A 14434-nucleotide genomic window follows, 5' to 3' on the forward strand; every position below is an offset into this window, starting at 1 on the left:
CATGAAACTCAAATTCAAAACCCAAGCCTACCAAACGGCGGCTGTAGACGCCGTGGTTGATTGCTTTGCAGGTCAGCCTCGCAACGATGGTATCAGCTATCGGATCGACCCAGGTCGGGCCAAGCAAGCCAGTCTGGACGCTGATGGCTTCAAGAACGCCGATCTCGCCATTTCAAAAACTCAGGTCCTGGAGAACATCCAGAAAGTCCAGCGTAGCCAGAACCTGCCGATATCAGACAAACTGATCACCAGTGCCAAATGCGACTTCAACCTTGACATCGAGATGGAGACGGGCACCGGCAAGACCTATTGCTACATCAAGACAGTCTTTGAGATGAACAAGCGTTATGGCTGGTCGAAGTTCATCATCATGGTGCCCAGCATCGCAATCCGCGAAGGCGTCCAGAAATCGCTTCAGATCACAGCCGACCACTTTGCCGAGGGGTATCACAAGAAGGCACGGTTCTTCACGTACAACTCCAAACGGCTGCATGAGCTAGAGAGCTTCTCCAGCGATGCCGGCATCAATGTGATGGTGATCAACACCCAGGCATTCGCGGCCCGTGGAAAGGATCAGCGGCGAATTTACATGGAGTTGGACGACTTCCAATCCCGACGCCCAATTGACGTGATCTCACGCAACCGCCCCATCCTGATCCTGGATGAGCCACAGAAGATGGAGGGCAAAGCCACAATGAAGGCTTTGGAGGAATTCAACCCTCTGATGATCCTTCGCTACTCCGCCACGCATAAGACGCAGCACAATAAGGTGCATCGCTTGGATGCATTGGATGCCTTCAACCAGAAACTGGTGAAGAAGATTTCTGTGCGGGGCATCAAGACTCGAGGACTGGCTGGAACGGCCCCTTACATGTACCTGGAAGGTATCGAGGTTTCCAAGAAGGCACCCATCGCTCGGCTTGAAATGGAAGTAAAGATGGCGAGTGGCGAGATCAAACGTCAACTCAAACGCCTCGACTTCGGCACCAACCTTTTCGACGTGTCAGGTGGACTACAAGCCTACAACGGTTTCACAATCTCACAGATTGACGCCAACAAGGATGTTGTCGAATTTTCGAATGGCGAAGACATCAATGCTGGAGAGGCCACCAAGGACATCTCTGAAGAACATATGCGTCGCATTCAGATCAGGGAGACCATCCGCTCTCACTTGGAGAAAGAACAGACCCTGTTTGAACAAGGCATCAAGGTTTTGTCCCTGTTTTTCATCGACACTGTTGCGAAGTATCGTGACTACGACGCCGCAGACACGAAGGGTGAGTATGCCCGCATTTTTGAAGAAGAATACAAGCAGCTTCGCCAAGAGTACCTGGAGACGCTACCTCTGGAGCATCAAAGCTATCGGAGCTTCTTGGAACGAGACGATGTCGCGAAGGTCCACGAGGGCTATTTTTCGGTCGATAAGAAAAAGCAAATGGTTGACCCAAAGATTGCTAGAACCGGGGAAAACAAGGGGCTGTCAGATGATGAAGGGGCGTATGATCTGATCCTTCGAAACAAGGAACGACTTTTGTCGCAGTCTGAACCCGTCCGGTTTATCTTCTCGCACTCAGCACTCCGTGAAGGGTGGGATAATCCCAACGTGTTCACCATGTGCATGCTCAAGCACAGCGACAACACAATATCGCGTCGGCAGGAAGTAGGCCGTGGTCTACGGCTAAGCGTGGACCAAACTGGCGAACGCATGGACAACCCGGCCATCGTGCATGACATCAATGTGCTCACAGTCGTGGCCAGCGAAAGTTACAAAGACTTCGTGACAAACCTTCAGAAGGAAATCTCCGACGCATTGTCGACTCGCCCGAAGAAAGCCAACGAAGAATACTTCACAGGGAAGGTTCTGAAGGCTGCCGATGGAGAAGTAACCGTAACCGCTGGCATGGCCGCTCAGATCGAGTTCTACTTGATTAAAAATGACTACGTAGATCATCAACGGCAGATCGTAGAAAAGTACCATACTGCAAAGTCGGAAGAGGCTTTGGCGGAATTACCAGATGATCTGAAGGCTTTTGCTCCTCAGGTGATTGAGCTTATTGACAGCGTGTTCAGCGAAGCGGCTCTATCCGGGATTGTTAACAACGGGCGAAATACCAAAGAAAACCGGCTCAACGACAACTTCAAAAAGAAGCAGTTTCAGGAGCTATGGTCACGCATCAATCGAAAGGCGGTCTACAAGGTCGATTTTGACAGCGACGAGTTGGTGAGAAAATGCGTTCAGGCCATCGATAGCCAGCTAAATGTAACCCCGCTACAATACATCGTTGAAACCGGTGGTCAGACAGGTGCAATGACCCAGGACAATGTACAGTCTGGTCAAAGCTTCAAGACGACGGAGAGCCGAACAGAGAGTGCTAAATCAGCATTGTCGAGCGTGAAATACGATTTGCTACATGAAGTGTCTGAGGGCACTCAGCTAACGCGGAAGACTATTGCGAATATCTTTCATAAGGTCGAACCAAATGTGTTCAAGCAGTTCCAACAGAACCCGGAGCAATTCATCTCTGAGGCTTCACGCCTGATCAAAGAACAAAAGGCGACAGCTATTGTCGAACGGCTTTCCTACAATGCCGTGGATGAACGCTACGACACGGATATCTTCACGACGGCTCAGACTGGCAACGATTTCTCCAAGGCAACTGATAAGCTGAAGAAGCACGTATACGACTACGCAATTGTGGACAGTAGTGTTGAGCGGGAATTTGTTGCCGGACTGGATGCAAGCTCTGAGGTGACCGTCTATTCAAAACTGCCTCGTGGTTTTCTGATCCCAACACCTGTGGGTGACTACAATCCAGATTGGGCAATCTCGTTTGAAGAAGGAACTGTGAAACACATCTACTTTGTCGCTGAGACCAAGGGCAGTATGTCCAAGATGGCTTTGCGGCCAGTGGAAGAAACCAAAATTGAGTGTGCTCGGAAGTTCTTTCAAGAGATCACAGCCGCAGGTGACCCAGATCGAGTTCGCTACGATGTCGTGGACAGCTATGACAAGCTGATGGACCTGGTGACGCCGCAATAGGCTGCGTCATGAAGGGTGGGGATAATGGTTGCATCAATTCAGTTACTCGAAGAAGCTGCGGCAAAGAGCCTCTGCGCCACGCAAGATGACGATGAACAGTAGTCATTTCTTTTAGGACATGGGCCTATCCTCTCGACATCTTCGATGTAAACGATGCAGGTCCGCCAGCTTGCAACTTGCGTGCTAGTGCGGCGGCTTTGTCCATCTGCCGCTTTAGCATCGCGGCCAGCTTTTTCATTAAATTGGGATCGCGGATATCTGGAATTGGCTCAATGGCTGCGCTGTCCATTTCGGCTGAGCTAGCCGCTTTGAAGCGGTCAATTTCAGGCTTCAGTTGGGCGGCGGCTGCCGCCAGCTCGTTGGCTTCGTCAGTCAGCTTTTGGCAATCGCTTGCAATATTTTCAGAAGGGCATTCTGCCGTTTCAACATTTCTTGGCTCGACTCGTAAATATTCTCCTGCCCGCTGATGATCTGCGATAGCAGATCCCGAAGCGTGGCATGGTCTGAATTCTGTGGTGTTGGGTCTTCGGTCATTCAAAAACTCCTTTGTTTCATGAATAAATCGGGCGACTTCCGATGCTTTGATTTTCAAAGTTCGATTTGCATTGTGACCCCTGATGCCTTCACCCAGGTTTAGATTGATCCGGCTGCGCCCTCGGCCTTCTGTGATCGCCTCGGTCAGCTCTAGCCCTTCTCGGTCGATCAGCTCCGCCAATGCTTGGGGTTGCTGATCGCGGGGCAGCTCGATCAGCTCTTTCAAGCTCTGGCGCAGAGCTGGCAGGTCAAAGTCGCGGCGCTTGGATTGCTGGTGTTCGTCTGAGCTGTAAGCAGCTCGCGGGCGCTCGTCGCCCAAGGCTTCGGCCAGTTGGTCGGCAAGTTCGTAGTAGCCCTGCTCGCGCAAGCGCATGGCTGCGAACTTGTTGTTCGCGCCAGATGTAAGCTGGTGTCCAAATTGCAGTTCTAGAAGGCGTGAAATGGCCTCGTCCTTCGCTTTGCTGCGGAACAAGCGATAGGTTTTGCCTGTCTCGTTATCGGCTGCTGGTCGGATAAGGTGCCAGTGCTTTTGCAAGCTGCCGTCAGCTCGTCGGCTTTCGTGCATTGTCAAAGTTTCAGGGTCGTTCTCGTTGAATCCGAACTCTTGCCGGATCGCCTCGACTGTTGCTTTCAGTTCTTCGGCTGTCAGTTCTTGGCTCGGGGCAATCACGATATGCAGCAACCCATTTTTTCGGCCCTTCAGCTCGGCAAACTGATCGGTAACTAGAAGTTGGTCGTTCTGGTCCTTCAGGACGTCAACGCGCTCGTTCTCGCCTTGTTGTGTGGCATAGCTGCAAATTCGGGGACCATCCCCCGATTTTATGCCTCCGCTCTTGATAATCACTTTGCGGCATCCAGCTCGTCGTCGTTGAGAGCGTCAATATTGGCTGGTTTCACTTTCCGTAGTTCTGTCCGAAATTCCGCAAGAGGTTCCGCCCAGGCGCGGCGGCTTTGGTCGAGCATGATCCCCATCTGTTCGAACTGCTTTGCAGTAAGAGTGCCGTTAGCCTGGGCGGAATTGATTGCGTGCTGACACTGGTTGATGTTGGTTGCGATCCCGCTGAGCTGTCGAGCGATTTTCTCCAATTTCGAGGCATTTGGCGGCGCAAATGTGGTGCGACCAAAAACCAAAAACCGGACGAAATCAGCCTGCGAAATCTCGTTTTCGTGCGCCCTACTTTTGAGCTTGTCTGCTTCTGTTTCGGTCAGCCGCATTTTGAACATGCGGTCCCTACGGGGCCTGTGTCCCGGAAGTCCCTCCGGGGTTGTGTGGGTCGTCATAACATGTCCTCTCATTTTTCTGCGGCCTAGGGGGTGAAGGGGGAACTTGTTCCCCTTTCCAAGTGTCCGGAAAGACCCCTGCGGGGTCGTTCGGTCCCACTTGCTTCTTCCTCAACCTCCCCTTTCGGGCGTTCATTTTTTTAAATTGCAGTGAAACCGCAAAATGCAAATTTCTCAGAAGGATAGGGTCACGCGGGCCACATAGTGAACCTGTGGACCGGCGGGAAAAGAGGGTCACAGAATGAAAAAGAAGAGATTCAGCGGTGGTTGCTCAAGCTCATTTTGGGGGAGCCTGGGCTGTGGAGCCTCGATGATGTGGACGCGTTCGGGTCCGCTTAAATCATTTCGGAAAGGTAAACGGCAGCTTGCGTCCCGCCAGCTCTGGCGCACCTCCTGACTTTGGAGGTGTGAAAAATGAACTCAGAGGATTTTGTGGTGAAAAGGGCGCTCGACACTTATTTCCAAGAGCAATTTTCGCTGCAACGGCAGATCGTGAAACAGCTCGCTTCGATTGAGAAGCAAAATAGGGCGCTTTTGGCGATCTTCGGCGCTGCGGCTCAGGAATTGGGCAAATGAGGTTCTTTGCGGCGATGTTCAATGCTGCGGCTCTGGCGTCTGCTGAGCTGAAAACAGCGGTTGCAAGGGCGGCTGGGAGTAGCGGGGCTGGCTTTCGCAAAAACAGGATGACAGTTGCCACCGGGCGCGCTCTGCTGCTGGCATATGCCGCTCAGCATCGGGCGAAAATGGACATTTCGCGGTTGTTGCGCATGTGACCTAAAATGACAGGTCTGGGTCGTCGCCAAGCTCGCGTTTGATAATCGAGTCTACGTCGATCCCGCCGCCTTCGTCGTCGTTGGCGGCTTCCTCCGCTTCGATGATGGCGGGCAGCTCTTTCAGGTAATATAACCTGCTAGCGACGTAGCTGTGGCCGACAAGCCAGCCCACAGCTCGAATCCAGCTATCGCTATTCTCGGCAAAGTGCTGGCCAACGATCTGCTCGGCTTCGTCGCGGTTCAGTTTTCGGCCAACTTTGAAATTGTCTTTCCTGAATTGGCGGATCGCTTTCTTGCTGGCGCTGATCTGCGCCAGTGCCCATTTGCGCATTTCATACTCAACGGCTGCTCGGTCGTCGCAGCGGTCTGGGTGGATTTCTGAGTGCGCTAGGGCGATAGCCCTAGCTGCGCGTTTCTTGCGTCTGCGTAACATCACCAGAATGTAGGCAGGCTAGATGCAAAAAAGGTTTAGAGGTCTAATCCGCCGTCCGAAGGCGACAGGGGCAGGTCAGTATTGCATTTTGTCTGGTTACTGCAATTTGAGACTTAGCAATCGCAAGCAATGGCGGGGGCAGGTCTCTAAGGGTCGGGCAGAGGTGTCCGGCCCTTTTGTTGCGGGATAGCTATTGCACTGGAATGCTAATTTCCAGCCCTGCAATCTAGTCTTTCTGACACCGCCTTTTTGACTGACCAGGGAAACTACGTAGGTCATGGTTATGGCCTCGGTGCTGGTGCTGACAGGACTTCGCGGTAATCTTGAAGCAACTGGCATTTCTTTGCGTAGAGCAGCCGCAAGTGTTTCTCGGACTCTGCTGTCTCCTGCCATCCTTCGGCATCTTCTAGACCTTCGAATCCGGCGGTTATCGCATCGTCTATGCTTTCGAGGTCGTGCCGTGAATAATCGTATTCGCCATTTTCGTTGAGGTAAGTTCGCATAGTGGTTTCCTGTCTATTGGTTTTGTTAAACATTTGGTTTCGGGAAGATGTGCGGCAGGGATTGCTGGCTGAGCAATCGCAGTACTTTGATGCAGTCTGCGTTGAGGCGCGAAAGAGCGGCACTGAAAGGCGCGTCATCAATGAACTGAACGGATTCGTCGGCATGCTTGATATAAGCTGTAGCCGGTTTGATCGTTTCGGCTGCGTCTTCCATATCGGTCTTCTCAAACTTTGCCGTGGCGGTATGCAAGATGGCGTCAACTTGCTGCTGATAGTCAGCAACGTTCCCGACCATGTTCTCAATCTCGATCATTCTTGTTCCTCTTTATTTTTTATTTGGCTAGACTGCGATAACGCAGAAACAGTGTTTGATAGATGTCGCACAGCTCGATTTTGAGCAATCTGTATCGCACATCGATTTTCGTCAGGGTTAAGCTGGTAGTTGGCGAAATGTGATCGCACATCACGTCCAGTGCTTCCTCAATCTCATTGGCGCGGGCTTCCAGTTCAGCCGTTTTCAAAGCGTCTTGAAGAAACGCAAGATCATTTGTCGGTGTCATGTCAGTTCCTGGATTTTGTGTCCATTTTCAGCTTTCTAAGCTTGGAGGCGGCGGCATACACTCATCACTGAGAAAGACTTCGTGAGATTGAAAAGCGCCCTTTGCGATGCGGAGTGCCTTCGATTACCCCTTGCGAGCAGTCGTATTTTTCGCCCTTGATCCGCCCACCAAAAGCCTTTCCTCGCTCTTTCTTCAGGGAGTTTTCAACAAGTCGCCCACGGAATTCGCGCTCTGAAGGCTCTGCTTTTGCAAGGTATGCCGCCAGCCAATAACCACTGAACTCTGGGGAAGCGTCGCAAACTTCAACGCCAAGATGCCATGAACCGCTTGCGCTACATGCGATCTCGCCTTTCGTACGTTCATGAGCTGGACGGCGATGATCGGAGGTTGTTTCTCCCAATACCCGCGCTAGAAACGCTAGGAACTCACTACGAAATTTCCTCGGAAGATGCAGCGCCAGATGCAGGTGTTCACCTTTGCCTGAGATTGCCTCTCTGACCCAAATGTAAGCCACCGTACACCGACGTTTAGCCCGTGTGAGAAACTTCCTAACTTTCTCGACGAGCACTTTCGCTCTATCAAATGGATGCAGGTTTAGCCAAAAGCTTGAGTGTTCCCCAATGAGCTTTGCCCAGTTCACTGTCAAAATTGAGTTAAGAGGATAGCCGTTCTCATAGCCGATGTGTGCTGCTGAGATAAACCGAGATTGGGTTCTAGTTGGCAGGCTGTCAGAATATTTGGATACTCCAATGGATTCATCGTTAGCTGTCTTGTTTTTTGGATTTCTACTTTTTTGATCGAAAGCCAAACACAGATCATACGAACAATGAAACGCGCGAGCCTTACTATAGGGGGGTGTCCGTAAATCGACGATTTCGTCGTTCCGAGCGTTTGAAAGACTAGGTGCCTTTGGCCGATCAGGCGCGCCTACCTTTGCCGCTGAGACTCTCTGTCTAGGGTCAAGCCACACGGCAAAAGCATGATCCAAATTCCGTTCATATCCGATGAAACTGTGATGCCTCACAGATACGGGGAAATCTGACAGGCAAAGATAGCTGCAATTTCCCTTTAAAACTTGGTCGGAGTGAGAGGATTCGAACCTCCGACCCCTGCCTCCCGAAGACAGTGCTCTACCAGGCTGAGCTACACTCCGACCGTGGCGGGTGATCTATACCCGAGGAATCGGATGTGCAAGGGGATTATGGGACCAAATGCAGGATTTCGTGCCCAGCAGAAACTGTCCTTTGCGCCACCGCTGCATTAGCAATTAGGGTAGGGGATCTGTGCGGTACAGCCGGATTTTCGTGCCACCGTGATCGACGACTGGCCCGGCAGGGAGCAAAGGCAAGCGCGTGGCCCGGGCTAGTGATTGATTGCTGGTCACGATACCCACCCGCCAGCCGCTGAACCGCGACATCAGAACCTTGCCCAGGCTGCCGTACAGAGAGCGCAGGCGTTTCTCGTCTCCGATTCTTGCACCATAGGGCGGGTTGACGATGACCAGACCCGTGGAGCCCGGTGGCGGCTTGATGTCACTGACCGACCGGCACTGAAACCGGGTGTGTGCGGCAACCCCAGCTCGATCGGCATTGGTGGCGGCGGCCTCGGCGGCCCCGGCATTCCGGTCCGAGCCGTAAAAGACAGTGTCCAAGTTTACCGGCGGTCCGTCTTTGCGCAGTTCGGCCCAAGCGCGCGGATCGAATCCGTGCAGGTCTTCGAAGGCAAAACGGCGGGATCGGCCTGGATTCAGCCCGGCTGCGATCTCGGCTGATTCTATGACGAACGTGCCTGAGCCACACATTGGGTCCAAAACAGGCTCAGATCCATCAAAACCACATTCTCGCAGAAACATTGCAGCCATGGTTTCGCGCATCGGGGCTTTTGCCACCGCCGGTTTGTGGCCACGTTTGTGCAAGGGTTCTCCTGAGGTGTCGACCGAGAAGGTGCAAATGTCTTTTTCGATGCGCAGCAACACGCGCAGCCCGGCGTCGGACGAAATCGGCGCACCCAGCGTTTCGGAGATCGCCCGCTCGACCCTTTGGCGGGCGGCCCCGGCATGATAGATGCGGGATTTCCGGCTTGTAGCCTCAACCTTGACCGGGATGTCGGCACGCAGAAAATCGGACCAGGGGAACTTGCGCGCCCGCTTGTCGAGCTGCGCCAAATGTACTGCCGGAAATGTGCCCATCCGGACCAGTACTTTGTTGGCACCGCGCAAACACAAGTTTGCTCGCCAAACCTCGGGCCAACCGCCATGGCAGCTTATCCCGCCGGGTACAATTTTGGCATCTGCGAATCCCTTTTCGACGGCTTCGGCCTGCAAAGGCGCCTCAAGCCCGGGGGTGGCCACCAGAAAAATCTCAAATTCGCGCGTCTGTTCCATTGGGCGTGCTTACACTGGAAGGGCACTGGGCGCGACCAGCAATTTTTGGGCGCTAAAATGGAAACATTTCAAAGGAAAGTGAAAATCATTGTGTGATTTTGGCGGCAACGGGTTTGCTTTTAGCATCATCCCCGCGTAAAGGAGCCCAAATCGGAAGTACGCCCGCGGAATTTGGACGCATTTCGACGCTTTTGCGACGACTGTTAAAAAATCCTGCGTTATTGTCCGACACTGTTAAAGTGTTGGTCTAACCGGCGCAGATAAAGAGGCTTGGAAGACAGTAGCAACATGCAAACTTTCAAACTGAAAAAAGGGTTGGAGCTGCCGGTGCAAGGCGCGCCGGATCAAACCATCCAGCCGGGACCTGAATTTAAAACCGTTGGGGTATTGGGCGGGGATTACCTAGGCCTGAAACCGCGCATGCTGGTGCAGGAAGGTGACGCGGTTCAGCGCGGTACGCCGTTGTTCTGCCACAAGGATGCGCCCGAGGCGATGATGGTCGCCCCGCTGAGTGGTAAGATCGTGGCAATCAATCGCGGTGCGCGCCGTGTATTGCAGAGCGTCGTGATCGAGGTTTCGGACCCGAACGATACAGGGATTGATTTCTCGGGTGTGGGTAATGCGGACAGTGCCGAAGGCGTGACGGAAAAGCTGTGCGCGGCCGGTCTTTGGACCGCCTTCCGTACCCGGCCCTATTCGAAATTGCCGATGCCGGGTACCACTCCGGCCTCGATTTTCGTCACCGCCATGGACAGTGAACCGTTGGCGGCAGACGCGGCCGTAATCATTGCCGATGCCGGTGAGGCCTTTGCAGCCGGTTTGGCCGCAATAACCAAGCTGACCGAAGGCAAGACCTATCTGTGCCACAAGGAAGGCGACGCCATTCCGGGCGCGGAAGTGCCGGGGGTCGAAGCTGCGGCTTTCTCGGGCCCGCATCCCGCCGGATTGGCCGGGACGCATATTCATTTCCTTGAACCCCTGGCGGGGGACAAGCAGGTCTGGACCATCGGTTATCAGGACGTGATCGCCATTGGTCGCTTGATGCAGTCCGGTCATCTGGATCCGAACATCGTGATCGCACTCAGCGGCCCGGGCGCGCGTCAACCGCGTCTGATCCGCACCGTCATGGGTGCTTCGACCGACGATTTGACCAACGACGAGATCGACGTGGATGGCACTCCGCGCATCATTTCGGGGTCGATCCTGTCGGGTACTCAGGCTGAAGGACCAACCGCATATCTGGGACGTTTCGCGCGTCAGATCAGCATCATCCGCGAAGATCACGACCAAATTCCGATGGGCTGGATTCGTCCGATGCCGTCGAAATACTCAGTTCAACCGGTGCTGGGCTCGGCATTTTCGCACAAACTTTATAAGTTCACCAGCAACCTGAACGGCGGTCGCCGCGCGATGGTGCCGACCGGTGTGTTTGAGCGGCTGATGCCGCAGGATTATCTGCCAACACAACTGCTGCGCGCGCTGCTAGTGATGGATACTGACAGCGCCCAAGCGTTGGGTGCGATGGAGTTGGACGAAGAGGATCTGGGCCTTGTCGGCTTTGCCTGTCCGGCAAAATATGAATACGGGCTGGCGCTGCGCGACTGCCTGACCAAGATTGAAAAGGAGGGCTGATCCAAATGGGTTTGCGCAGCTTCTTCGATCGGATCGAGCCGAACTTTACCAAAGGCGGCAAGTACGAGAAGTATTTCCCCATCTACGAGATGGTAGAAAGCTTTATCTACACTCCGAAAACCGTTACCACCGTCGCACCGCACGCGCGGTCCTACATAGATATGAAGCGGATCATGACTTATGTCGTGATCGCGACGATCCCCTGTATCCTGTGGGGGATGTGGAATACCGGTTATCAGGCCAACAGCGCGATTGCGGCGCTTGGCCCGGATGCGGCAACTGGCTGGCGTATCGCCATCCTGCAGGCATTTGGCATCTCGCTGGACCCGTCTAGCATCTTCGCCAACGTGATGCACGGATTGATGTATTTCCTACCGATTTACATCGTAACATTGGTCGCGGGCGGTATCTTCGAGGTGATCTTCGCCACCGTGCGTGGGCACGAAGTCAACGAAGGTTTCCTTGTTACCTCAATGCTTTACACGCTGATTATGCCCGCATCTGCCCCGTTGTGGCAGGTGGCTCTGGGCATCATCTTCGGTGTGGTTATCGGCAAAGAGGTGTTTGGCGGTACTGGTAAGAACTTCCTCAACCCCGCTCTGGTCGGGCGTGCTTTCCTGTATTTTGCCTATCCGGCGAATATGTCGGGCGATACAGTCTGGACCCCGGTTGACGGTTTTTCAGGTGCAACTGCGCTGTCGGTTTCGGCGTCCGAAGGCTATCAGGCGCTGGCGGCTGAGGGTCTGACCTGGTGGAATGCCTTCATGGGCTTCATGCAGGGCAGCTTTGGCGAAACTTCCACACTGGCCTGTTTGATTGGCCTGGGTTTCCTGCTGGTGACGCGAATTGCCAACTATCGTCTGATCGTTGGTTGTCTTGGGGGCATGATCGTCTTTTCCCTGCTGCTGAACCTGATTGGTTCCGACACTAACCCGATGTTTGCAATGCCGTGGTACTGGCACCTTGTCATCGGAGGCTACGCCTTTGGCCTGGTCTTCATGGTCACCGAACCGGTTTCAGCCAGCCATACCAATCTGGGTCGCTACATCTATGGCGCGCTGATCGGTGTCATGGTTGTGATGATCCGAGTGATTAACCCGGCTTTCCCCGAAGGCATGATGCTGGCCATTCTGTTCGGCAACGTCTTTGCACCGCTGATCGACTATTTCGTCGTTCAGGCCAACATCAAACGGAGGGCGCGTCGCCATGTCTGATACGCAATCCCCAGACAATAACGAGGCACCCAAGGGGGCGATTGCCAAGTTCCTGGCAGCCTCGCCGGATTCGGTCGGCAAGACGATCTTTATCGCCGTCGCTGTCTGCCTTGTCGCCTCGATGGTCGTGTCCTCGGCTGCTGTAAGTCTGCGCCCCGTGCAAGAAGCGAACAAGCTGAAGGACAAGCAGATCAACGTCCTGCAGGTCGCGGGTGTTTATGAACCCGGCGTCGACGTGACCGAAGCCTTCGCCGCGTTTGAGCCGCATGTTGTGGAACTGACCACCGGCGAATTCGTCGATGACCAGTTAGATCCGGCCACCTTTGACGACATCGCAGCCGCAAGTGATCCTGAGTTGAGCGTTGCGCTGGATGACGACCCGGCCGGGATCGGCCGCAAAGCTAAGTATCGTGTGATTTACCTGCTGCGTGATGATGCGGGTGATCTGGACAAGGTGATCCTGCCGCTGCACGGCTATGGTCTGTGGTCCACGCTCTATGGTTTTATCGCGCTGGAAAACAACGGCAACGATATCTACGGCCTGCAATTCTATCAGCATGGTGAAACGCCGGGCCTTGGGGCCGAGGTGGACAACCCCCGCTGGAAAGCGTTGTGGAGCGGCAAGAAACTGCGTGATGACGCGGGTGATCTGCAGATTACCGTTGCGAAATCGCAACCAGCAGCTGGCCCCGACTTTTACGTCGACGCGCTGGCCGGTGCCACACTGACCTCGGTTGGTGTCGATAACCTGGTGAAATTCTGGATGGGTGATGCGGGCTTCGCTCCGTTCCTGGCCAAACTGCAAGCAGGAGAGATCTGATGTCCCAGACCAAGAAAGAAATGCTGGTCGACCCGCTTGTCGACAACAACCCGATCACCCTGCAGGTGCTTGGCATCTGTTCGGCTTTGGCGGTGACCTCGTCACTGCAGGTGTCGTTCGTGATGGCACTGGCGGTGACCTTCGTGACATCGTTCTCGTCCTTCTTTATCTCGTGCCTGCGCAACCAGATCCCCAGCTCGATCCGGATCATCGTGCAGATGGTGATCATCGCCTCGCTGGTGATCTTGGTGGATCAGGTTCTCAAGGCCTATGCCTTTGAGATTTCGAAAACCCTGTCGGTGTTTGTCGGTCTGATCATCACCAACTGTATCGTGATGGGCCGCGCCGAGGCGTTCGCGATGAAGAACCCTCCGGTCGCGTCGTTCATCGATGGATTGGGCAACGGGATGGGTTATGGCCTGATCCTGCTGCTGGTCGGTTTCTTCCGCGAATTGTTCGGGGCGGGGTCGCTGTTTGGCGTGACCATTCTGCAAACCGTCAACAATGGTGGCTGGTATGTGCCCAACGGCATGCTGCTGCTGCCGCCATCGGCGTTCTTCATCATCGGTCTGATCATCTGGGCCTTCCGCACTTGGAAGCCGAGCCAGGTGGAAGAACGTGAATACAAAATTCAGCAGGTAGAGGCCCACTAATGGAAGGTCTGATTTCATTGGCCGTAAAGGCCATATTTGTCGAAAACCTTGCGCTAAGCTTCTTCCTGGGGATGTGTACCTTCATCGCCGTTTCCAAGAAGATTTCAACTGCGCTGGGTCTGGGCATTTCGGTGATGCTGGTTCAGGCGATCACCGTGCCCACCAACAACCTGTTGCTGACTTATCTGCTAAAACCGGGCGCGCTGGCCTGGGCCGGGTTCCCGGATGTGGACCTGACCTTTCTTGGCCTTATCTCGTATATCGGTGTGATCGCGGCGATGGTGCAGATCCTCGAGATGATCTTGGATAAGTATTTTCCGCCGCTCTACAACGCGCTGGGGATCTTCCTGCCGCTGATCACGGTGAACTGCGCAATTCTGGGTGGTTCGCTGTTCATGGTGGAACGCGACTATAACTTTGCCGAAGCCGCGACCTATGGTCTGTCTTCGGGCTTTGGCTGGGCGCTGGCGATCACCGCGATGGCAGGGGTTCGGGAAAAGCTGAAGTATTCGGATATTCCTGACGGCCTGCAGGGTCTGGGGATCACCTTCATCACCGCAGGACTGATGGCGCTGGCCTTTATGTCCTTCTCGGGCGTGAAACTGTAA

Annotated in this window: 16 protein-coding genes and 1 tRNA gene; 8 read left to right on the top strand and 9 right to left on the bottom strand. The window is 54.1% G+C overall.

Annotated elements, in window-relative coordinates; genetic code table 11:
* Position 1: 1 nt before the first annotated feature.
* Positions 2–3040: a type III restriction-modification system endonuclease gene (locus ACR0B8_RS13470; RefSeq protein WP_480658745.1), complete on the top strand. Its 3039-nt coding sequence runs from the start codon at positions 2–4 to the stop codon at positions 3038–3040.
* Between the two features lie 124 nt (positions 3041–3164).
* Here the strand turns inward: ACR0B8_RS13470 and ACR0B8_RS13475 are convergent, their stop codons facing one another.
* A complete protein-coding gene (locus ACR0B8_RS13475) occupies positions 3165–4418 on the bottom strand; it encodes a hypothetical protein (RefSeq protein WP_480658743.1) in 1254 nt (417 codons plus the stop codon).
* Positions 4415–4870, bottom strand: coding sequence for a plasmid mobilization protein (locus tag ACR0B8_RS13480; protein ID WP_480686152.1), 456 nt, complete (start codon positions 4868–4870; stop codon positions 4415–4417). The genes ACR0B8_RS13475 and ACR0B8_RS13480 overlap by 4 nt, the downstream gene beginning before the upstream one ends.
* 399 nt (positions 4871–5269) lie before the next feature.
* On the opposite strand from ACR0B8_RS13480, the gene ACR0B8_RS13485 reads away from it, so the two are divergent.
* Both ACR0B8_RS13485 and ACR0B8_RS13490 read left to right on the top strand, forming a co-directional pair.
* Entirely contained in the window at positions 5270–5431 is a 162-nt protein-coding gene (locus ACR0B8_RS13485) for a hypothetical protein (protein ID WP_480658740.1), read from the top strand.
* Entirely contained in the window at positions 5428–5628 is a 201-nt protein-coding gene (locus ACR0B8_RS13490) for a hypothetical protein (protein WP_480658738.1), read from the top strand. The genes ACR0B8_RS13485 and ACR0B8_RS13490 overlap by 4 nt, the downstream gene beginning before the upstream one ends.
* A 1-nt stretch (position 5629) precedes the next feature.
* On the opposite strand, the gene ACR0B8_RS13495 is transcribed toward ACR0B8_RS13490, so the two are convergent.
* From ACR0B8_RS13495 to ACR0B8_RS13525, 7 genes are all read right to left on the bottom strand, one after another.
* A complete protein-coding gene (locus ACR0B8_RS13495; RefSeq protein ID WP_480658736.1) occupies positions 5630–5959 on the bottom strand; it encodes a hypothetical protein in 330 nt (109 codons plus the stop codon).
* A 383-nt stretch (positions 5960–6342) separates the two neighbouring features.
* Positions 6343–6564 (bottom strand): hypothetical protein, encoded by a 222-nt coding sequence (locus ACR0B8_RS13500; RefSeq protein WP_480658734.1) that lies wholly within the window; start codon positions 6562–6564, stop codon positions 6343–6345.
* A 25-nt stretch (positions 6565–6589) separates the two neighbouring features.
* Positions 6590–6877, bottom strand: coding sequence for a hypothetical protein (locus ACR0B8_RS13505; RefSeq protein ID WP_480658732.1), 288 nt, complete (start codon positions 6875–6877; stop codon positions 6590–6592).
* A 19-nt stretch (positions 6878–6896) separates the two neighbouring features.
* Entirely contained in the window at positions 6897–7124 is a 228-nt protein-coding gene (locus ACR0B8_RS13510; RefSeq protein WP_480658730.1) for a hypothetical protein, read from the bottom strand.
* 64 nt (positions 7125–7188) lie between these two features.
* Positions 7189–7932 (bottom strand): hypothetical protein, encoded by a 744-nt coding sequence (locus ACR0B8_RS13515; protein ID WP_480658728.1) that lies wholly within the window; start codon positions 7930–7932, stop codon positions 7189–7191.
* Between the two features lie 268 nt (positions 7933–8200).
* A tRNA-Pro gene (locus ACR0B8_RS13520) sits at positions 8201–8277 on the bottom strand.
* Positions 8278–8391: 114 nt separating this feature from the next.
* Complete coding sequence (locus ACR0B8_RS13525; RefSeq protein WP_226689494.1) at positions 8392–9507, bottom strand: THUMP domain-containing class I SAM-dependent RNA methyltransferase; 1116 nt, start codon at positions 9505–9507, stop codon at positions 8392–8394.
* A gap of 288 nt (positions 9508–9795) precedes the next feature.
* On the opposite strand from ACR0B8_RS13525, the gene ACR0B8_RS13530 reads away from it, so the two are divergent.
* From ACR0B8_RS13530 to nqrE, 5 genes are read left to right on the top strand one after another with little or no spacing between them, the layout of a single operon-like run.
* A complete protein-coding gene (locus tag ACR0B8_RS13530) occupies positions 9796–11139 on the top strand; it encodes a Na(+)-translocating NADH-quinone reductase subunit A (RefSeq protein ID WP_226689493.1) in 1344 nt (447 codons plus the stop codon).
* A gap of 5 nt (positions 11140–11144) precedes the next feature.
* Positions 11145–12353, top strand: a complete 1209-nt coding sequence (locus tag ACR0B8_RS13535) for an NADH:ubiquinone reductase (Na(+)-transporting) subunit B (RefSeq protein WP_170361636.1) — start codon at positions 11145–11147, stop codon at positions 12351–12353.
* Positions 12346–13173 (top strand): Na(+)-translocating NADH-quinone reductase subunit C, encoded by an 828-nt coding sequence (locus tag ACR0B8_RS13540; RefSeq protein ID WP_226689492.1) that lies wholly within the window; start codon positions 12346–12348, stop codon positions 13171–13173. Before ACR0B8_RS13535 ends, ACR0B8_RS13540 begins: the two co-directional genes overlap by 8 nt.
* Positions 13173–13826, top strand: coding sequence for an NADH:ubiquinone reductase (Na(+)-transporting) subunit D (locus tag ACR0B8_RS13545; RefSeq protein WP_170350028.1), 654 nt, complete (start codon positions 13173–13175; stop codon positions 13824–13826). The genes ACR0B8_RS13540 and ACR0B8_RS13545 overlap by 1 nt, the downstream gene beginning before the upstream one ends.
* Positions 13826–14434: an NADH:ubiquinone reductase (Na(+)-transporting) subunit E gene (gene nqrE, locus ACR0B8_RS13550; RefSeq protein WP_170350029.1), complete on the top strand. Its 609-nt coding sequence runs from the start codon at positions 13826–13828 to the stop codon at positions 14432–14434. The genes ACR0B8_RS13545 and nqrE overlap by 1 nt, the downstream gene beginning before the upstream one ends.

The organism is Ruegeria sp. BH6 (assembly GCF_056538105.1).